The 21622-nt window shown below is 39.8% G+C and carries 17 protein-coding genes; 5 read left to right on the top strand and 12 right to left on the bottom strand.

The features are described from left to right. Positions 1-31: 31 nt before the first annotated feature. The 10 genes from LDL79_RS07970 to uvrC all read right to left on the bottom strand — a co-directional run bounded on the left by LDL79_RS07970 (position 32) and on the right by uvrC (position 15962). Positions 32-1732 (bottom strand): hypothetical protein, encoded by a 1701-nt coding sequence (locus tag LDL79_RS07970; protein WP_225599839.1) that lies wholly within the window; start codon positions 1730-1732, stop codon positions 32-34. 10 nt (positions 1733-1742) lie between these two features. After that, entirely contained in the window at positions 1743-4295 is a 2553-nt protein-coding gene (locus tag LDL79_RS07965) for a TonB-dependent receptor (RefSeq protein WP_225599838.1), read from the bottom strand. A 170-nt stretch (positions 4296-4465) separates the two neighbouring features. Then, the gene (gene pgi, locus LDL79_RS07960; protein WP_225599837.1) at positions 4466-6109 is read right to left on the bottom strand and encodes a glucose-6-phosphate isomerase; all 1644 of its coding nucleotides are present in this window, start codon (positions 6107-6109) and stop codon (positions 4466-4468) included. Between the two features lies 1 nt (position 6110). Next, positions 6111-7352 carry a M23 family metallopeptidase gene (locus tag LDL79_RS07955; protein WP_072981148.1) on the bottom strand — a complete coding sequence of 414 codons (1242 nt, stop codon included), beginning with the start codon at positions 7350-7352 and terminating at the stop codon, positions 6111-6113. A 30-nt stretch (positions 7353-7382) separates the two neighbouring features. Then, entirely contained in the window at positions 7383-8336 is a 954-nt protein-coding gene (locus tag LDL79_RS07950; protein WP_225599836.1) for a tryptophan 2,3-dioxygenase family protein, read from the bottom strand. Beyond that, a complete protein-coding gene (locus LDL79_RS07945) occupies positions 8336-9112 on the bottom strand; it encodes a DUF3108 domain-containing protein (protein ID WP_225599835.1) in 777 nt (258 codons plus the stop codon). The genes LDL79_RS07950 and LDL79_RS07945 overlap by 1 nt, the downstream gene beginning before the upstream one ends. Positions 9113-9351: 239 nt before the next feature. Beyond that, the gene (gene hppD, locus LDL79_RS07940) at positions 9352-10512 is read right to left on the bottom strand and encodes a 4-hydroxyphenylpyruvate dioxygenase (protein ID WP_225599834.1); all 1161 of its coding nucleotides are present in this window, start codon (positions 10510-10512) and stop codon (positions 9352-9354) included. Positions 10513-10630: 118 nt separating this feature from the next. Next, positions 10631-11791: a homogentisate 1,2-dioxygenase gene (locus LDL79_RS07935; RefSeq protein ID WP_225599833.1), complete on the bottom strand. Its 1161-nt coding sequence runs from the start codon at positions 11789-11791 to the stop codon at positions 10631-10633. A 111-nt stretch (positions 11792-11902) separates the two neighbouring features. Continuing rightward, the gene (locus LDL79_RS07930; protein ID WP_225599832.1) at positions 11903-14167 is read right to left on the bottom strand and encodes a patatin-like phospholipase family protein; all 2265 of its coding nucleotides are present in this window, start codon (positions 14165-14167) and stop codon (positions 11903-11905) included. Beyond that, positions 14157-15962: an excinuclease ABC subunit UvrC gene (gene uvrC / locus LDL79_RS07925; RefSeq protein ID WP_167598526.1), complete on the bottom strand. Its 1806-nt coding sequence runs from the start codon at positions 15960-15962 to the stop codon at positions 14157-14159. Before uvrC ends, LDL79_RS07930 begins: the two co-directional genes overlap by 11 nt. A 301-nt stretch (positions 15963-16263) precedes the next feature. Between uvrC and LDL79_RS07920 the strand changes: the two genes are divergently transcribed. The 5 genes from LDL79_RS07920 to LDL79_RS07900 are packed head-to-tail and all read left to right on the top strand — an operon-like array spanning position 16264 to position 20295. Beyond that, positions 16264-16689, top strand: coding sequence for an ATP-dependent zinc protease family protein (locus LDL79_RS07920; protein WP_072981136.1), 426 nt, complete (start codon positions 16264-16266; stop codon positions 16687-16689). Beyond that, positions 16686-17558, top strand: a complete 873-nt coding sequence (gene rimK, locus LDL79_RS07915) for a 30S ribosomal protein S6--L-glutamate ligase (protein WP_225599831.1) — start codon at positions 16686-16688, stop codon at positions 17556-17558. Before LDL79_RS07920 ends, rimK begins: the two co-directional genes overlap by 4 nt. A gap of 4 nt (positions 17559-17562) precedes the next feature. After that, complete coding sequence (locus tag LDL79_RS07910) at positions 17563-18537, top strand: succinylglutamate desuccinylase/aspartoacylase family protein (protein WP_167598525.1); 975 nt, start codon at positions 17563-17565, stop codon at positions 18535-18537. A gap of 1 nt (position 18538) precedes the next feature. Next, positions 18539-19099, top strand: coding sequence for a 5-formyltetrahydrofolate cyclo-ligase (locus tag LDL79_RS07905; protein WP_225599830.1), 561 nt, complete (start codon positions 18539-18541; stop codon positions 19097-19099). 56 nt (positions 19100-19155) lie between these two features. Next, positions 19156-20295: a sensor histidine kinase gene (locus LDL79_RS07900; RefSeq protein WP_072981127.1), complete on the top strand. Its 1140-nt coding sequence runs from the start codon at positions 19156-19158 to the stop codon at positions 20293-20295. A 6-nt stretch (positions 20296-20301) separates the two neighbouring features. Here LDL79_RS07900 and LDL79_RS07895 read toward each other — a convergent pair whose 3' ends face one another. Together LDL79_RS07895 and LDL79_RS07890 are read right to left on the bottom strand one after the other, a co-directional pair. Continuing rightward, positions 20302-20907 carry a lipoprotein signal peptidase gene (locus LDL79_RS07895; protein ID WP_225599829.1) on the bottom strand — a complete coding sequence of 202 codons (606 nt, stop codon included), beginning with the start codon at positions 20905-20907 and terminating at the stop codon, positions 20302-20304. Positions 20908-20940: 33 nt separating this feature from the next. Continuing rightward, entirely contained in the window at positions 20941-21573 is a 633-nt protein-coding gene (locus LDL79_RS07890) for a DUF4097 family beta strand repeat-containing protein (protein WP_225599828.1), read from the bottom strand. Positions 21574-21622 lie beyond the last annotated feature (49 nt).

The following is a 21622-nucleotide window of genomic DNA, read 5'->3' as shown; positions in this document are numbered from 1 at the left end:
GTAGGAGGTTTAACTTTAAATGTCTTCTGGATTATTGCATAACCCAAACACCATCAGTTTTGATCAATAAGAACGTTTCAGTGGTATTTGAACCGTTATAGATATCAAAAGTAACAGCGTATTTCTGACCTTCTTCTGCTGAAGGATTAAGATCATCAAGCAATAAATTAAATGCTTCAAGAATCATATCGTCTGTCCAGTAAGCAGCGTTACCACTACGACGATCCATATTGCCGTAGTTAGCCATACTTGAAGTTTGCGCAGGATACGTATCACCAAGTTCTGCAGCAATAAATGCATAATCTGCAGCAGTTAAACTATAAGCAATAGTATTATCAGGAACCCAAGTAGTACCGTCGTTACCAAACTGCAATGAAGTTTCAATAACACTAGGAATATTTACAAAAGCACCGTTTTCAAAAACAAAGTTTGCATACTCTGTTGAAGTAGAACCGTCATAGAATGCATAAGCTACCGCTACGAAGTCACCTTCTTCAGCATAAGGGAATGTTCTACCTAAGAAAATTGCTAATTTATAGATCGCTTCATCCTCATCATCAAAATTAGGATATGACTGTCCCATTTCTGTATAGTCTTCAGCATCTAATGCAAATGGCTCATTCCAGTTTCCGTTAGTGAATGCGTAAACCGTAGTGGTTTCAATTGTAGAAACAGAAGCAGTTGCATCAACAACAAAAGCATCACCTTCTTTCACTATAGATAAAATCTCAGTACCAGCACTACCGGTATAAACTTCATACGTTACTTGAAATTGATCACCTTCTGCAGCATCAGGGTACTGTGTATCAACTATAAAACTTACAGCTTCAAGAATCATAGCGTCACTCCAGTAAGCATCACGACCATCTCTTCTTTCAAAATTGTCATACTGCGCAGCACTTGAAGCAGGATTAGGGTAAGTTGTAGCAAACTCTACACCTATTGCATCAAAATCAGCAGCGGTCAATACATAAGACGTTCCACCAACAACAACATAAGCATTTCCGTCAAACTGAAGAGTAACAGATTCTGCAGCTGTCGTACCATCATAGGTTGCATAAGAAACATTGTACTTTTGACCGGTTACATTATCGAAGTTATCTTCTAAAACAACATTAATTGCTTCAAGGATCATTTCTTCAGTCCAGTAGCTATCTCTGTCATCTCTTAAATCAAAACTATGATATTGAGCCGCATTAGCAGCAGGATCTGGGTAAGCATCAGCTAATTCCTCTCCGATAAAATCAAAATCATCAGTATCTAACGTGTACTGAATTTCATCAGCAAGTACTTGATACGTCAAGCTAACGTAGTCACCATTCTCAGCTTGAGGATATTGAAGGTCAAGAAAATCTTGAATTTCACCTAAACCAGAAAAATAAGTGTTTGATAACCCCGCAGCCTCGTAGTCTGCTGCTACCACAGCGTAGTTCTCTACACGAATAGGATCATAAATAGCAAAAGTTACATTTGCTAAAGAACCTTCTCCCAATACCGGAAAATTATCAGTTAATATTTGAGGGATTAAAGCTCGAGCATCATCCATACTGCTAAAGTTTCCGAATGAAAGTTCTAATGCCTCATAATCATCATCAGTTAGTGTATAATCTAATACCGTACTGATCCCCGGCTCATTAGCCTCTAAGCGCTCATTTATATCCTCTACAGGATCACAACCTAAGGCTATAACAGCCATAATGATTGTGGTAAATAAATAATTTAATTTTTTCATCTTAATTTTTTTAGAAATTAATTATTGCTCCAATAGTGTATGTTCTACCCGGACCATAATATACTAAAGCAGTTTCTGCTACAGAACCATCACCGTCCTGTGCATCAGAGATATACTCAGTTCCTAATACGTTAAATACGTTAGCATTGATTTGCGTATTGAAACCACCAAAATTGAATCTGTGTGTTAAACCGAAATCAAACACCCCATAATCTGGCATTTTCCAAGTTTGAGGAAGTCCTTCAACACTACGACCGGTTACATCATAATCTGCATAGTAATCAGCTGCATAGTTAAATGAAGCTCTCACAGTTGTTGAAGCAAGCACTGCATAATCTGCTCCTAATGCAAAGGTTGTTTGTGCAGAGTTACCCACTTTTACACCGTCAAGATAAATATCAATTGGATCACCAATTGGGTTTTGCTGATCGTCAAATACCTGTACGTTATTTACGTTGTTTGCCCACTGCCAATCTCCAAGAGAAGCCATACCCGTTAAGGTAAGGGTTTCTACAGGGCGGTATTGTAATTCTAGCTCAACACCTTGGTGTAACGCATCGATACCTAAAATGTTTGCAGTGTATTGAATGTTGTTTGCCGTTCTAGACACTGTGTAAGTACGATCCATCCACTGTGTACGATACACGTTAAGATCTGCTCTAAAGTTATCTCCTCTAAAGCCGTAACCTAGTTCTGCACTAAAAATCTTTTGATTTACTGCATCTTCATTAGTTACGTTAGTATTATTTAAGAATACAGCATCACTAAATGGAGCACGCTCAAAGTAACCAAGATTTCCAAAAACATTATGCTTTTCATCAAGACGATAGTTAACACCACCTTTAGTACTGAAAGCTGTAAAGTTTACCCATTCAGTCTCTCTTAGCGGATCGTCTGGAGTGTACTTGAAGTAGTCCTCTCTTTTATATGAAGTATTGTTACCCGCAACAGAGATTACAGCCGAGATCGCATCTTTGTTGTACTCAGCCTGAGCAAATAAACCTTGCCAGTTAGTATAACCTGTATCATTGTAGTTATACTTATCTCCAACGCGTACTACTTTATTTGGATTATTTACGTCATTGTTATCTACATAAAATGCACCACCTAATAAGTCTGTTAATTCAGTATAGTGATCTCCTTGGTAAAAACGTATGTCAACACCTGCAGTTAAATCAATATATTCAGACAACTCCGTGTTATACGTTGAAAGTGCACCATACCACTGGTGATTGTTTCTTGACGCTCTTAAGAAGGTTTCAGCACTTGTAGCCTGACCTAAAGCTTTATTTTCAGCAATGATTTTATCAAGATCTACAGGACCAAACTCTTGAGTACGATAATCTGTATCATACTTACCAAATTTATTAGTTCCTGCAGTACCACCACCACCACCGGTACCGAATGAATAGTAAACCGCAGTAGTTAAAGATGAAATATCATTAATGGTCCAATAGTGGTTTAATGACATTTGTGGTTTGTGATAGAAGTTGTCTTCAATATTTACAAGCTGACCGTTTTTGTAACCAAAATCAGTGTTGGTACGTATTCCACGCTCACTTCTTCTATAGTCATCAATTAAAAGTCGGTTTTGACGCTGTCCGTGACGTTGTGGAGCACCAAAAGCTGTGAACGATAATTCGTGGTTTTCACCTATTTTCTTCGCAACATTCAAGAAGTAAGAATATGCATCAATTGTAGTTGCATCTACAAATTGCTCACCAGTAGTTCTTGATAAACTAACCGTTGCAGCCCAGTCATTTTCTAAAAGTCCGGTAGAAAGTTTAAAGCCATATTTGGTGTACCCATCGTTACCGGTTGTCATCATTACATTCCCACCTTTTTCGATGTCAGTAGATTTTGTTACGATGTTTACAGTACCACCAATAGAAGGAAGACCTATCATCGCAGCACCAAGACCTCTTTGTACCTGCATAGAGCTTGCTACATCAGAAAGACCTGCCCAGTTACTCCAGTATACACGACCGTTTTCCATATCGTTAACCGGAATACCGTTGATCATTACAGCAACGTTTTCAGAATTGAAACCACGAATACGTAGTTCTGCATCTCCGAAACCACCACCACCTCTGGTCACATAAACACCAGGAGTAGTTTTTAAGATCTCAGGAAATTCCTGACTTCCTAGCTCGTTTTGAATAGTCTCTGCTTTAATGGTAGAAACCGCAACAGGAGTTTTACGATCAATTGCCAGAGAGTATGCTTTAACGATTACCTCGTCAAGCGCATCAGAATCCATCTCTAGATTGATGGTTCCTAAGTCAACCACTTTTTTACCAGATAAATCAAAAGCCAGTGTTGACGGCTTAAAACCTACGTAAGAAACACGTAGTGAACCTGTATTCTCAACAACTTGGATTTCGAAAACCCCATCAAAGTCTGTTGATACTCCGTTAGTTGTCCCTTCAACAACAACGTTTACTCCAGGTAGCGGTGTTCCATTTTCACCGTCTACTACAGTACCACGAATAGTTCCTTGAGCTTGCATGAAAGCTGTAAGCAAAAGAAACACAAGTGTTAGCGAACTTGTAATTTTTTTCATTGTGCTTGTTTAAATTTAGATTTTGCGCAAAAGTCTTAATAAAGACCTAATTAAATATTAACGCAATGTTAAGGATTAGATCTTGACATAAAATGTCAAAATTTAACCCTTAACTATTCTATTTTAACCTTTAACAGTTAAAAAACTAAATCTAAATAAGCTGGTAAACTTTAGCTTTTGAAGGCTTTAATCAAAGCGGTGGTAGAAGCATCGTGCGACGCAATACTATCTGAATTTAAGTCGGTTAGTACATTTTTAGCCAATTGCTTACCTAACTCAACACCCCATTGATCGTAGCTAAAAATATTCCACAGAATACCTTCGGTGAAGATTTTATGCTCATATAACGCGATCAAAGCACCCAAACTTTCTGGTGTTAGCTTATCAATAAGAATGGTTGTTGTAGGCTTATTTCCATCAAAAACCTTGAATGGAACTAGCTTCTCAATCGCAGCTGCATCCATACCTGAAGCTTCTAATTCAGCTTTAGCTTCAGCCACGGTTTTCCCATTCATCAATGCTTCGGTTTGCGCAAAAAAGTTTGCCATCAACTTATTATGATGGTCTTTATCTCCGTGCAACGCTTCTTTATATCCAATAAAGTGGGTTGGGATAATTTTAGTTCCTTGATGAATTAGTTGGAAAAACGCGTGCTGCGAATTGGTTCCAGGCTCACCCCAAACGATCTGACCGGTTTGGTAATCCACGTGTTTACCGTTTCGATCCACACTTTTACCGTTACTTTCCATAATCGCCTGCTGAAGATACGCAGGAAAACGGTGCAAGTATTGTGTATACGGAATAATCGCTTCGCTTTCGGCACCAAAGAAATTGTTATACCACACGGTCACCAGTGCCATCATTACAGAAATATTTTCGTCTAGAGGCGTATTTTTGAAATGCTCATCTGCCTTATGCGCTCCGGCAAGCATACTTTCAAAATTATTGTATCCCACAGCTAAAGCGATAGAAAGTCCTACTGAACTCCATAGTGAGAAACGACCACCAACCCAGTCCCACATCGTGAACACGTTATTAGGGTCAATACCAAAATCCTTAACCGCAGTTTCATTAGTAGAAACCGCCACAAAGTGTTTAGCTACTGCCTCACCGTCTTCGACAGCTCCAGCCACTTTATTTAAAAACCATTTTCGCGCCGTAGTTGCATTAGAAAGCGTCTCTTGTGTAGTGAATGTTTTTGAAACGATTACAAAAAGTGTCGTTTCCGGATTTAGGTCTTTTAATGATTCGTGAACGTGATCGCCATCTACATTAGAGATGAAATGTACGTTGAGATGATTGTGGTAATACGCTAGAGCTTCTGCAACCATCACCGGCCCAAGATCAGATCCACCAATACCAATGTTCACTACATCTGTAATAGCTTTACCGGTATAGCCTTTGTGCGCTCCGCTGATCACTGTATCACAAAAACCTTTAATTTTTTCCTTTACAGCATTTACTTCAGGAATAACGTCTTCACCGTCAATCGTTACACTAGCAGTGCTTGGTTGACGCAATGCCGTATGCATCACCGCACGATCTTCGGTCTCATTGATGGCTGCACCACCAAAATAAGCCGCCTTAGCTTCCTCAAGATTCATCTCTTTAGCAAGATCAAGAAGCAAAGTTTTAGTTTCTTCAGTAATTCGGTTTTTACTGTAATCCACATAAAAGTCTTCCCACTTCAAAGTAAAAGCTTCAGCCCTTGACTGATCTTCAAAGAGGTTTTTCATTTTGACATCTTTAATGCCTTCAAAATGTGCCTGAAGCGCTTTCCAGGCTTTAGTCTGAGTGGGATTTACTTTTTGCATTTTATGTTGATTTTTGGAAGGTTATAGCATCTAGTTCTGCTCGTAATGGAGCGATATATTCAAAATAGGCCGGCTGCAATTCTTCGGCAAGCGGCTCTGATGTAGGTAAATCTATTGAAAAAGGATCAACTTGCTTTCCATTTTTCCAGAAACGATAGCACACGTGAGGACCGCTGGTATTCCCGGTCATCCCTATGTAGCCTATCACTTCTCCTTGGCGCACATAATCACCACGACTCACGGCTCGTTTGCTCATATGTAAATACTGCGTATCATACGTTCCATTATGTCGAAGCTTTACGTAATTACCGTTTCCGCCGCGGTATTCCGAAGCGATTACGGTACCGTCTGAAGTTGCCATAATTGGGGTTCCAACAGGCGCTGCAAAGTCGGTACCTTTGTGCGGACGAATGCGGTTTCCATAATAGGCAATACGGCGTTTTAAATTATAGCGCGAAGAAATACGGCCAAATTTAAGCGGACTCTTTAAAAAGGCTCTTCTTAAGTTATCGGCATCCTGATCGTAATAATCTCTTCGACCTCCGTTAATAGAATCAGCTTGATAAGCGAAAGCATAAACGGGCTTGCCTTTATGCTCAAACCAACTCGCCTTGATCTCACCAAACCCAGCCGGGATGGTATCATTAATATATTTTTCGGTATAGACTACTTTAAACTTGTCACCGGGTTGTAGTCGGAAGAAATCAATGGTCCACGCATAAATATCAGCCATCCCATAGGCTACAAGAATATTTACGCCCAGATCATCAAATGTACTTGATAAGTTGTCATTGATTACCCCGTGCGCCACGCGTTCTTTTATAGTAACCGGACGCTTCTTTGCTGCAGCTTTTACTACCTCATCTTTAAAATCAAGAACCACGTAATCAATTCTGTTTTGCTCGTAAATAAAAACCTGAGCTTGATTGGTAGAATCCTTGCTTTTTAAAAGCGTATACGGTTTACCCACAACGATTTTACGGGTATCAAACGTATTTTTTACAGAGTCTGTTATTTGCTGAATAGTACCGTAATCGATCCCGTTTTCAAAAAGAATCTGACCAAAACTATCTCCAGACTGTACCGTATCAGAAACTACTTCATAGTCGTCAAGCACATAACCAAACCGCTTATTAACTGGCTTTTTAACTTCCTTTTTAACGGGTTCTTTCTCTTTACTTTCATCGTCTGCACAGCTCATTAATGTGAGCATTGCTAGTAGTACAATACTTAGTTTTTTCAATTTAGGGTATGTTGAAAATTTATCTTTTGTTTAAATGTTTTGGCCCCATTCTGCACGCTCTTGCTCCGACCATAAGTCTGGGAAAAAAATGCGTTTTTGATATTTGGGGTGCATATATTTTACCCAATCGCTTCCTCCTGTGGCCTCTAGAGGCTCTTTACCTTGGTTTAGATAATGCAACGCCGTATGGTAATGTGACATCACCCACGTGATATTAACCGTATAATCGTAGTGACGCATTGCGGCAAGCAATGTTGCATCCTTTTGATCAGAAAGAGGTAAGGTTTTAAATCTGGCCCACAAATTTAAGGTTTTGTAACGTTTTAGAAAACGAATGAAATCTTCCTTATATTTTAATTCAAATGCTTTTAACGTATAGGATTTATCGCCGGTCTGAAAATCTTTACCGGCTGCTTGCCAATACAAATGCTCTACAGCCTTGTCATAATACAATAGGTCTGCCTCATCTTCTTGAGCAAAATCCTTCCGGAAGCGCGCATCAATAAGATTTAAAAGTTCAGTTGAGCCAAATTCTACAAACCGGTACTGAGCACTCTGAAAACCACTAGCCGGACTCAAGGTTCGTCTGAATTTAAGGTACTGCTCCATATTCATTCCCTCTCGCATAATGGTGAATGAAGAGGTGAGCATATCAAAATACCTGCTGATGCGATTTAATTTTTCAGAAAAGAACTCCGTGGTTAATTCAGGTTCATAAGCCACCTGTTCTATTTCCCACAGAATCATTTTAAAAAGCAGTTCGTTGATTTGATGGTACATAATAAACACCATCTCATCAGGCAATAACGTGCGTTGATTTTGAAGACTTAGCAGCGCGTCAACCTGAATGTAATCCCAATAATTTACCGGTTTGCTATGTACAAATCCTTCTAGCTGATGATCCAGGTTTTGCCCCATTGCATCAAATTTGTCCTTTAGCGCATCTAGTTGTTCTTGGGTCTCTCGACTGCTTTTTGAAGTCATTAATCTTGTATAATATAGAATGGGTGTTTAAGCCCTTTATAAGCATCAATATCAGCTTTTAAAGAACCCACCGCCAAATCTGCTTTGATTTGCAAAGGTATTTTATTTTGGTCGTCGCTAATCCAAACTGTAAGACTTTCTTTCTCTTTAAAAACGCGACCTGCTTGCACATAAGGTCTAAAGATTAGCGCCTTTACTTTTCCAAATTTAGTCTTCACCTCTTCCCGACCTAAAAACTTTAATTTGAATTTGAAATTTTCCTGATCAAAAAACATGTTGATCACGGTCTCATCACCATCCTTCAAGTTTTCTGAATCAATACTGTTGCGCAAATAATAGAACGCCGAAACCATATCATGAATATTGGGCTCGGTCTGAAAAGTTTTCACCTCATTATGCTTCTTATCATTTACGGTGGCTACGTTAGATTGCTGATTAAAATCAATGATTTTATCTTTAGTATGCCCGCCTTCATCGATCTTTCGGATAAAGCGATATGGTAATGTCGTATTTTTATCGATATAGGTCTCGTAATAATCCTCAACCCCAAAAAAGAGTTTGGTCATCCCTGTGGTAACACCCTTCCCTTTTACGTGATACACAGGCTTTCCTTTAAGGGTTTCGTTAGTTACAGATAAGGTTGCTTCCCCGGCTTTCCACCAGCCGCTATAACTGATCCTAAACCGAAACCATTCTCCATCTTGAAAAGCGGCCTCCTGTGCGTAGGTTAAACCTGAGACTAAAAGCATCAACAATACTAAGTATTTATTTTTCATAGCGACATTACTTTAAAGCACAACAAAGTTGTTGTATATCATGCTTTTACAAGAGTTATTCCAAAAGTAGCAAAAGCTAAAAATCCCTGCTTGAATACAAACAGAGATTTTTAAAATTTATTGGCATAGCCAAAGGATTAAATATCCCAACCCAATAGCCATTAAAATGGAGAATTTCTTTCTCAACGCAAGCTTTTCAACTTTGTCCGAAGAAAGTTTCTCCTGTTGATTATCAAAAACTAAAGCGTACCACGCTGCGCCTGTTCGCGCTCAATAGATTCAAAAAGTGCTTTAAAATTACCGGCACCAAAACCTTTTGCCCCCATACGTTGAATGATCTCAAAAAATAGCGTTGGCCTGTCTTGAAGTGGCTTGGTAAAGATCTGAAGTAAATAACCTTCTTCGTCAGCATCTACCAATATAGAAAGCTCCTGAAGCTTGTTAAGATCTTCTTTCATCGTGTCCATATGCGCCCCTAAACGCCGTGGAATGTCATCATAATAGGCTTGCGGTGGTGGCGGTAAAAATTCTACACCCCGGGCTTTTAAGGCTGCCACAGTTTTTACAATATCGTCAGTAGCAACTGCCAAGTGCTGAACTCCCGGACCTTCATAAAAATCGAGATATTCTTCGATCTGTGATTTTTTAATGCCTTCTGCCGGCTCATTGATCGGGAATTTTATTCTTCCGTTACCGTTGCTCATCACTTTACTCATCAATGCTGAATATTCGGTAGTGATTTGCTTATCGTCAAAGGTTAGGAAGTTTACAAATCCCATCACATCTTCATACCATTTTACCCAGGTGTTCATCTCGCCCCAACCAACATTGCCCACCATATGGTCAATATATTTTAAACCAGTAGGCTCCGGATTATAATCTGACTCCCATTTGCGGAAGCCCGGCAGAAACTGTCCGTTATAGTTTTTACGCTCTACAAACATATGTACGGTCTCGCCGTAAGTGTAAATCCCGCTACGCACGACTTCGCCGTGCTCGTCTGTTTCTACCTGAGGTTCCATAAACGGTTTTGCGCCACGTTTTGTGGTTTCTTCAAAGGCACTGCGCGCATCTTCTACCCAAAGCGCAACTACTTTTACCCCATCGCCGTGCTTAACTATATGCTCATTAATAGGTGACGCACTTCCTAAAGGAGAGGTTAAAACGATTCTGATCTTATCTTGTTTGAGCACATAGCTTACGCGATCTTTTTTTCCGGTTTCGAGACCGCTATATGCGAAGGACTGAAAACCAAAAGCCGTCTTGTAAAAATGTGCTGCCTGCTTGGCATTACCCACGTAGAATTCTACATAATCGATTCCTAAAAGCGGTAAAAAGTCTTGCGCTCCTTCAAATATTTTTTCCAGTCCGTAGTCGACTGATTTCAGTTCTTTACTCATTGTTTTATGTTTTAGCCCTGATTTCAGCGGCATCCTTTTTAATGGTTGAGCCTAAAGGCGAAATATTTAAAAAGATACAGCGGAAAGCAGGAAATAGCTTCTAATACTCATTTAATAATTAATGCTCGAGCCACGATTTGTAATAGGTTTCATCTGCAATAGGCATCGCATCTTCACAGATTTGTAAGGGTTTAAAGGTGTCTACCATAACGGCAAGTTCTTCGGTCTCTGTTTTGCCGATACTGCGCTCTGTGGCGCCCGGATGCGGCCCGTGTGGAATGCCCGCAGGATGCAATGAAATATGCCCTGCTTCGATATCGTTTCGGCTCATAAAATCACCGTCTACATAATATAACACCTCATCGCTGTCGATGTTGCTGTGATTGTACGGCGCCGGAATACTCTCAGGATGATAGTCGTATTTACGCGGACAAAAGCTGCACACCACAAAAGCATCAGTCTCAAAAGTTTGATGTACCGGTGGCGGTTGATGCACGCGCCCCGTAATAGGTTCAAAATCGTGTATCGAAAACGCGTATGGATAATTGTACCCGTCATAACCCACCACATCAAACGGATGCGAAGCATAAACCATATCAAAAAGGTCGTCTTGCTTTTTGATTTTCATTAAAAATTCACCCGATTCGTTGTTAGTTTCCAATTCGTAGGGTCTACGCAGATCACGCTCGCAAAATGGGGAATGTTCGAGCAATTGACCAAACCAGTTTCGATAGCGTTTCGGCGTGTAAATGGGTCTTCTAGATTCAACGATAAAGAGCCTGTTATCTTCCGTATCAAAATCTAATTTGTAAATAGTTCCCCGCGGAATCAACAGATAATCGCCGTATTTAAAATCAAGATTCCCCAGATGACTGCGGAATTTACCACTGCCGCGATGCACAAAAATCAGTTCGTCTGCATCGCTATTCTTATAAAAATAGTCTTGCGTTTTGTTCTTTGGCGCAGCTAAAATAATCGTGCAATCGCTGTTGGTTAAAACCGGTTTCCGGCTGTCTAAATAATCCGCTTCGGGCTTGATCTCAAAACCTCTAAAGCGATACGACTGAATGTGATTGGCCTTAGCTACCTTAGGTTTGACGCTTTTGCTGCCTTTGATTTCTTTTACTTGTGTAGGCCGCTGCTCGTGGTACATATTACTGTACATTCCGTCAAAACCAATGGTACCAAAAAGCTGCTCGTAATACAAGCTCCCGTCTGGTTTTCTAAACTGCGTATGGCGTTTATGAGGAATTTTACCTAATTGATGATAGAAAGGCATAGCGTTTCAATTTTAAAGTTCTAGAAACTACATCTTTTGAATCATTCTTCGAAAACGATATAGTTTTTCACAAATATCGTAAAATACACAGCTAAACAGACTAATATTTTCTTAAAACCAAAATCCTAAACTGAAGTTCCAGAATACATCTTCGATCTCTGGAGAATACGAGATTTTAGTTTGTAACGGCCCTACAATAGTTTCCAGACCATACCCCACATAATATCCCGTAAAGTCAGGAGCGCTAAGCCAGTTTCCGGTAGTAAAAAGATCGTTCTCAAGATTGGCAAAGTTTGCCCCAAAGTTGAGGTGATTCTTTCGGTAAAAATTATAGTCAAACGTAATTTCAGATTTTACGAGTCCGTCGCCATTACTGCTTATCAATTCGTAACCGTAAAACGGAACGATGTTATTGATAAAATCATTTCCCCAACCGCCTAAAACGAAGTTAAGCGTACCATTTCCGGTCGCACCAATTTTAAATCCTCCAATAGCCGAAAGCTGCATAGAGAATTTAGGAAACAGCTTTTTAGCATATTTTACTTCGGCTTTGCCAATAGAAAACTCTTCAAAATTCTGGTTATAATCAGAGGAGAATAGATACAAATGAAAATCCCCATTAAAATACCATCCCGAAGTAGGAAAGTATTTATTATCAAATGTATCTAGCAGAAGTTGGCCGTAAGTACTGTAATAATGACTGTTATCAAAGTATAACTTCCCCTCGTTATCTTCATCAACCCGAATACTTTCGGTATCTATTTTAAGAAATTTGTGCTCGAGCCCCAGACTTAAAGCAAATTGTTTCTGAAACAAAGTTTGCAAATAGACTTGATTAGTAAAATCTGTATAATCAATTTGTAAACTGTTGAAATTCTCCAGTGGCAGATCGCTCACTTCCTCAACAAAACGGGCATCTACGCGGCTTTCAAAACTGTTATAACGCGAGCGCAGACCAAAACCTATATAAAATCCATTATCGCTATAGTAATCAAAGTTATACCGAATATTATCTCCTAAAGCCAGATCAAACGAAGCAATGTCGTTTTTAAACAGCAAGCGTTTTTTAGTAACATTGATCAGCGCTGCACTTTTATAAATATCATCATAATGAATGCCCGCTTTTGCGTACGTTGTTGTCTCGCTCTCAGTAAGGTTAATAATCAGATGGCTTTCGCCAGAATCATATTGTTCTAACCGGTGATTTATACGCTGAAAGTTGTTAGTCGCTGCGAGATTGTTAATCCCATCAAAAAGTTCTTGATAGGTCATTTTTGCCGGCGTTTTGATCTTTAGCTTTCCTAAAATATACGAGCGGGTATAGTACACATTTCCGTTGATGGCAACGCTTTTAATACGCAATGTATCATGCTGATTGAGCTTGAGCTCCGGTTTTGTATAGGTTTTATGCTGAAGCGCTGCCAGCTTTCTAAAGGCATCATCATAAGCTTCGGCTTTTTCCTGACCGCCTTTGATAATTTCCGCTCCGCGATCAAAATCAACAACCGTGTAGCCCTCAATATTGGGTTTGATGTAAATATCAGTTTGTGCGACTTTATCCCGCATCGCTTCAATGGTACGATAGTTATTGATCTGCAACAGCATTTCAGGAGCGCTTTTTAATTCGTCCTTGCCGCGTAAACCATCTTGTACATCAACACCGATGATAAAATTAGCGCCGCGTTTGCGCAATTCTTCCACCGGATAATTATTTACTACACCACCATCAATAAGCACGCGATCATCAAGCAGAACCGGACTGAATAACGATGGAAGCGCGCCACTGGCTGTTATCGCTTCAGGCAAACAACCTTTATCTAGAATGATCGCCTGGCCTTTTTCGGCATCGGTAGCAACACAAAAAAACGGAATGTCAAGCGATGCAAAATCATCGGTTTCCTTTACGTGATGTGTAAGTTGGGTAAACAGGTTGTAAATATTTTGACCTTTAGATAAAGCCGAAGGAAAAGAGACTTTAAAATGCTCAAAAGGAAGCGCAATCGCATAACGCTCGCGGTCTGCTCGCTCATAAAATGACTGCGCACTTCGTGGCAGATCATCCTGAATGAGTTTTTCAAAATCAACCGACTCAAAAATAGAATCTAACTGATGCGCGTTATAGCCTGAAGCGTATAAACCACCAATGATAGCGCCCATACTGGTACCACCAATGTAATCAATTTCAATACCTGCGGCTTCAATTTCTTTTAAAACGCCTATATGCGCCAAACCTTTAGCGCCACCGCCACTAAGCACAAGACCAACTTTTAATTCTTCACCTTGCGGAATTTTAGAAAAATCTACAGCCGTGCTGTCTTGAGCGATCACTGCCCAATGCACGAGTACTAATAAAAGTAAACTGTAATTAATTCTCATTTGTGGTTTGCTGATAATGTTTAATGATGATTTTGGCTTTAGCCGGACCTATAACTTCGCTCAATGCGGTTTCTGAAGCTTTTTTCACTTTGCTTACCGATCTAAAATGTCTTAATAATTCTATCACCGTTTTTTCTCCAATTCCGGGAATGGTTTCAAGTTCGGTGTTAATTGCTGCTTTACTGCGTTTGTTTCTATGAAAGGTAATCCCAAAGCGATGCGCCTCATTTCGCAATTGCTGAATCACTTTCAACGTTTCACTTTTCTTATCTAGATACAACGGAATCGAATCTCCAGGATAAAACAATTCTTCTAAGCGTTTTGCTATCCCTATGATCGCGATCTTTCCGCGTAAGCCCAAGGTCTCTAAAGCTTTGACTCCAGACGACAATTGGCCTTTTCCTCCATCTACAATAATCAATTGCGGTAACGGTTCATCTTCATTAAGCAGGCGTCTGTATCTTCTAAAAACCACCTCTTCCATAGACGCAAAATCATTAGCTCCCGTTACAGTTTTAATATTAAACTTACGATAATCTTTTTTGCTGGGTTTCCCATCTTTAAAGACCACACAAGCAGCAACAGGGTTAGTTCCTTGAATGTTTGAGTTGTCAAAACACTCTATATGACGCGGTTCTACCGAAAGGCGCAAATCTGATTTCATCTGTGCCATCAGGCGATTTACGTGACGATCAGGATCAACGATTTTAGTTTGTTTGAAGCGCTCCATCCTGAAGTATTTCGCATTGCGTTCAGAGAGTTCTACAATGCGTTTTTTGTCTCCTAACTTAGGCACGGTAACCCGAATGCCATCTCCCAGATCAAGTTCAAACGGAACATAAATTTCTGAAGACTGTGAGTTGAAGCGTTGTCTGATCTCAATGATTCCTATGGCGAGCAACTCTGCATCAGATTCATCTAATTTCTTTTTGAGTTCTAAAGTGTGTGATCTAATAATCGCCCCGTGCGAAAGTTGTAAAAAATTGACATAGCCGTAGCCTTCATCAGACACGATACTAAAAACATCAACATTATTGATCGACGGATTCACCACGGTACTTTTGGCTTGATATCCCTCGAGCACCTCGATTTTTTCTTTAATGCGTTGCGCATCTTCAAACTCCATCGCTTCGGCATGCGCCTTCATTTGTGATCTGAAGCGATGCAACGAATCTTTAAAATTTCCCTTAACGATCTCCCGAATCGCATCTATATTGTCGTGATAGGTTTCCGCCGAAATCTTATCCTCACAAGGCCCTAAACAATTTCCTAAATGGTATTCCAAACATACTTTGTATTTGCCCGATTCTATCTTTTCTTTAGACAAATCATAATTACACGTACGCAGTGGATACAAGCCTTTTATAAGATCAAGCAAAGTGTGTACGGTTTTCATACTGGTGTACGGACCATAATATTCACTGCCGTCTTTTATTAATCTTCGGGTAGGAAACACTCTGGGAAACCGCTCATTTTTAATGCAAATCCAAGGATAACTCTTATCATCCTTAAGCATCACGTTATAGCGCGGCTGATAATTTTTAATCATATTGTTTTCCAGCAGAAGCGCATCGGTCTCGCTGTTAACTACAATATGCTTAATGTTTGCAATCTTTTTTACCAGTAAATGGGTGCGGGCATTGTCGTGCTTTTTATTGAAATAAGAGGAGACACGCTTTTTTAAGTTTTTGGCTTTGCCCACATATAACAATTTCCCCTTTTTATCGTAATACTGATAAACGCCGGGACTGTTGGGTAAAGTTTTAAGTTGTATTTCTAATTCAGGGGTTTCCATACCAACCAAATTTACGGCTTATCGCGCGCTAAAAAAATTTATTAACCTGCCTTTACAGAACCCGAGACAAGCATTAGATAATCCTTTCATAACAAACCCCATAAGACGTTTAATAGCGACACATTTCTATTTCAAGACATCACGCTAGTTTTCAGGATAGAATATTTAAACCTTTGGCGATGCCAATAACATAGTATATTTACGCCTTAATGGCCGCCGCTTATCACGATGTCGCATTGTTTAACCTAGTTTTAAATGGGAGCCTTAAAAAAAGAAATATGCTTTTAGTAAATTGCAGTATATGGAAAAAGTTGTAATAGGCCGAACCGACCGAGCAGATTTCCCTGCATTGGGATTATCAGATATTGATGTTAAGATTGATACCGGTGCCTATACTTCGTCTATTCATTGTAATCACATACGCGAAGAAGACAACATCTTACGCTGTACGTTTTTAGACCCTAAACATCCGGAATACAACGGGAAAGAAATGCAGTTTGAGTCTTATGACATCACTGCCGTTAAAAGCAGTAACGGTGAGATTCAATACCGTTATGTGGTACAAAGCAACATCCGACTATTCGGTAAAGTTTATAAAATATCACTTACCTTAAGCTCTCGTGAGGATATGCGCTTTCCTGTATTGATTGGTCGTAAATTTCTCACCAAAAAATTTATCGTAGACACAGAATTGACCGATGTGTCCCATGCTCAACAAACCCTATGAACATAAAAATATTATCTAGAAACTCTGGTTTATATTCTACCGCGCGCCTTATTGAGGCCGCAAAAAAGCGCAAGCATAATGTAGAAGTCATAGACCCGCTGAAGTGCGATTTGATTATCGAAAAGAGAAAACCTTCAGTATACTATAAAGGCCGCTACCTTTCTGACACCGAAGCGATCATCCCACGTATTGGTGCATCTATTACGTACTACGGTACTGCTGTGGTACGCCAGTTTGAGATGATGGGTTGTTTTACCACAACAGAATCTCAGGCTTTAGTGCGCAGTCGCGACAAGTTGCGCAGTTTACAAATATTATCCCGCGCTCGTTTGGGGTTGCCTAAAACGGTTTTTACTAACTATAGCCGTGACGTTGCTGAAATTATCGATCACGTAGGCGGCGCTCCTCTCATCATTAAATTACTTGAAGGAACGCAAGGTCTAGGTGTGGTTTTAGCAGAAACTAAAAATGCCGCAGAGTCTGTGATCGAAGCCTTTAATGGATTACAAGCACGGGTGATCGTGCAAGAATTCATCAAAGAAGCAAAAGGTGCAGACATCAGAGCTTTTGTGATTGATGGACAGGTTGTAGGTGCAATGAAACGTCAGGGAAAAGAGGGCGAGTTTCGCTCTAATCTTCACCGTGGCGGTACCGCCGAGGTGATCACACTTTCTGATGAGGAAGAAAACGCGGCGATAAAAGCAGCAAAAGCTATGGGACTTGGCGTTGCCGGCGTTGATATGCTACAAAGTGCCCGCGGACCTTTAATTCTTGAAGTCAATTCGTCTCCGGGATTAGAAGGCATAGAGAAAGCTACAGGAAAGGATATCGCTAAAAGCATTATTAGATATATAGAACGCGGAGTATAATAGTATGACTGGTTTTGACGACAATGATGTGCTGCACATTCTGGGTGAAAAAATCGCTCCGGGACAACGGCGCACGCTAAATTTTAATCTGGCGAAGCTGTACACTACTACTTCGGTTGAAGTGCCTATCATCATTCAACGCGCAAAAAAACCGGGGCCTTGCATTCTAATCACCGCCGGAATTCACGGCGATGAGATCAATGGAGTAGAGATCGTACGCCAGGTAATTTCAAAGAAAATAAACAGACCGGCACGTGGAACGATTATCTGTATCCCGGTAATCAACGTTTTTGGTTTTCTCAATATGGAACGTGCTTTTCCTGACGGCCGGGATCTAAATCGCGTTTTTCCCGGAACCCAAAATGGTTCTTTAGCAAGTAGGTTTGCATATCAATTCACCACTAAGATTTTGCCGCTGGCAGATTTTTGTATGGATTTTCATACGGGTGGCGGAAGCAGATTTAATGTTGCGCAAATACGCGTAGATCCTGACAAAGAAGAGCTAATGCAATACGCTAAGCTCTTTGGAGCGCCTTTTATTGTCTACTCAAAAAACATTTCAAAATCCTATCGCTCTACCTGCGAGAAAATGAATATTCCGGTATTGCTTTTTGAAGGTGGAAAATCTCAAATAAGTGATAAAGATATCGCGCGTGCCGGTGTACACGGAGTGATGCGTATTCTTAGTCACTTTAAAATGCTTTCTAAAGATTTTGAAGCACCACAACAAAGCAAAGATTCTATCACAATCAAAAGCAGTTCTTGGCTTAGAGCTAAATACAGCGGCTTGCTCCACCTTAAAAGCACTTGTGGTGATTTTGTAGAAAAAAACGAAGTCATCGCCACCATCACCGATCCATACGGAACTTTTAGACACAAAGTGAAGGCTTCTAATGACGGCTACATCATCAATACTAACGAAGCTTCTTTAGTATATCAAGGAGACGCTATTTTTCATATCTCTACCGAATTGGTTTAACATGGAAAAAAAAGTACTTCGGGCTAAATACAAACAACTGCGAGAAGCTTTAACTTCTGTCGCTTGTGATGAAAAAAGCCTGGCTATTGCAAATAACCTGCTTCAGCTTGATATTTGGAGTTTTGAAACCTATCACGTGTTTCTCACTATTGAAAAATTAAAGGAAATCAATACCGAATATCTTCTGAATATCCTCAACGGTAAAGACAAGAATATTGTGGTTTCTAAAAGTGATTTTGAAGCGTTGACGATGCAGCATTTTTTGCTTACCGATAACACGACGCTCAAGATCAATAACTGGGGAATTCCCGAGCCCCAAAATGGTTTTGAAGTGCAGTCGCAACAAATAGATGTAGTTTTTATTCCGCTACTGGCTTTTGATAAACAAGGGAATAGATTGGGTTATGGCAAAGGTTTTTACGATAGGTTTTTAGCTTCCTGCAAACCGGATTGTTTAAAAATCGGACTTTCCTTTTTTGAGGCGGAAGATGCATTAGAATTTTCAGCCTATGATATTCCGCTAACACACTGTGTTACACCCAACAAAACCTACAGGTTTTAACGTCACAGCATTTTTTTTACTATATTCAGCCTCCCATTTCAAAAAATACTTAGCGCATGTCTGAAAAATCTCAAAACGGATTTTTTTCATTTCTGAATAAAAAGCCTACTACGACCACTAAAGATCAAGAAGAAAGCTTTTTTTATGAGCAAATTGCCGCAATGGTAGGTGCCGGAAGTTGGCGTATAGACTTTATCAACAAAAAGAGTTTTATAGATGATCAAATGCGTAATATTCTGGAAACACCGGAGAATTACACACCTTCTTTAAAACACACGCTGCATTTTTTTGACATGGAATACCACGATGTTGTGGTAAACAGTTTTAATCAACTATCTTCAGGAACACCCTCTTTTGATAAAGTGATCAAAATGGTGACGTACACTAACAAGACGTTTTGGGCACACGCCATTTCTAAACCTATTCAAGATAAAAAGGGTAAAGTCATAGGACTAAGAGGCGTTGTTGTTAATGTTGACAAAGAGAAAGAACGCGAATTGATGCTTGAAAAAGCCATCGAGACTGTGGAAGCCAACAATTCGCGCTTATTTACCTTTGCAGATTATGTTTCGCACAACATCAAATCTCACGTAAACAACCTAGAGCTCACAAGTCAGTTAGTTGATGTAACAAAACTACCTCAGGATCAAAAAGAGCTTTTTAATAATTATAAGGAAATTGCTGAAAGTCTCAACGGTACAGTCGCGCGTTTAAAAGAGGTGGTTTCCATTCAAAATAGGGCAGCGCAGCCTTTAGAAGCTATCAATCTAGAAGAAGCATTTGAGCGGGCTAAAACCAAACTACGCACGCTGATAGAACAAGAAGAAGCCTATTTATACTGTGATTTTTCTGAAGTTCCTACCATTGAATACAATCCTTCTTTTTTAGATAATATCTTATTTACGCTTATCAAAAACGGAATCATCAATAAAAGTCCTGCGCGTAAGCCTGAAATAAAAGCCTACTGTTTAGAGAATAAAAAGAAACTGTCTCTGATCATTGAGGATAACGGTAAAGGCTACGATTTAGATCGAAACAAAGACCAACTCTTTCATATGACACGCAGTTCAGATAACAATGAGAACAGCCAGTCTGTTGGTTTATTTATCGTTAAAAACGAGATTGAAGCGTTAGGCGGTAAGATTGAAGTAACGAGTAAATTAGGATACGGAACCAAATTTATTATCACCTTATAACGCCGGTTAAGCTTTGTCTTTCGCAAAAGCGCGCTTATTAAAAACCAGCAGTAAACCTACTCCTGTACTGATCGCCATGTCTGCAATATTAAATACCGCATTAAAGAAGGTAAAATAATCTCCTCCCCAGATAGGAAGCCATTCGGGCAGGTAACCCTCCCAAATAGGGAAATAAAGCATATCTACCACGCGACCGTAAAAAACGCTCGCATACCCACCATCTTCAGGCAAAAAGGTTGCCAGCTGGCCAGCACTGCTGTCAAAAATCACCCCGTAGAAAATAGAGTCGATGATGTTACCAAAGGCACCCGCAAAAATGAGTGCGATCCCCACGATAAGAATGCGCGAACCATTTTTCTTGACGCTATCATAAAGCCAATAACCAATAAGTGGAAGAATTCCAATTCTAAAAAGCGTCAGGATTATCTTACCGTAGTTTCCGGGAATTTTAGCACCCCAAGCCATACCTTCATTTTCAACAAAAAGAATTCTGAACCAATCAAAAACTACAATTTGCTCCTGTAACTGAAAATGCGTTTTTATGTAAATCTTACTTATCTGGTCTATAAGAAGAATAAGAACAATAATGCCTACGGCCTTTTTTAATGACATGTGCTGTATTTAAGAGCGGTAAAAATACTTAATTTATTCAGATTGGGTGACGCTTATACTTCCGTCAACACTTTTTAAAGTGAGTTTGTAAAGCGACACAGGACTTGTCGCTACGTGAAGACTTCCGTTGCGGCTTGAAGCTTCTATTTTAGTAGTTCTCGTCTCTACATCAATAGCACCTCGAAGCGTGTTAACAACCCCGTTTCCGGTAAAATCTAAAAGGTTAGCCCTTCCGCCGGAAAGATTCAAATTTACATAACTGTAGGCTCCCTGCGCTTCAACAGAAGCCAGCGATGAATTTACCCACAATTCTTTATTCGCCGGTAATTCTATATGCAAAACAACTGACAAGACCTTGTGCGCCGCCAACTTATCATCAAAGGCTTTAAAGCCTACCGATCTTCCCGTGGTGATGTATAAAAGGTCATTTTGAAGCGCAGTGTCGATCTCAAGGGTTTCAAAAGTTTCTCCCTCAACCTCTGTGCTGATAACCAGTTGGTCAGAATTTGTGGCTTTCACATAGATCTGAAAAATTTGATCAGACTCTATAAAAATACCTTTGAGATGTTCCGCAGGCTCCGTCAATACCATCTTCTTTTGCGCAAAAGCGGAATTCAAGCAAGCAAGCAAAGCAAAAAATAAGGTAATGTGATTAATAGATCTCATAAGGCGTTATAAACAAAAAACGCTCCAGATTCTACTGAAGCGTTTTTGT

The organism is Leeuwenhoekiella palythoae, assembly GCF_020310025.1.
Classification (GTDB): Bacteria; Bacteroidota; Bacteroidia; order Flavobacteriales; family Flavobacteriaceae; genus Leeuwenhoekiella; species Leeuwenhoekiella palythoae.
Note: the sequence above shows the minus strand (reverse complement) of the source record. Positions and strands in the feature narration are given on the sequence as shown.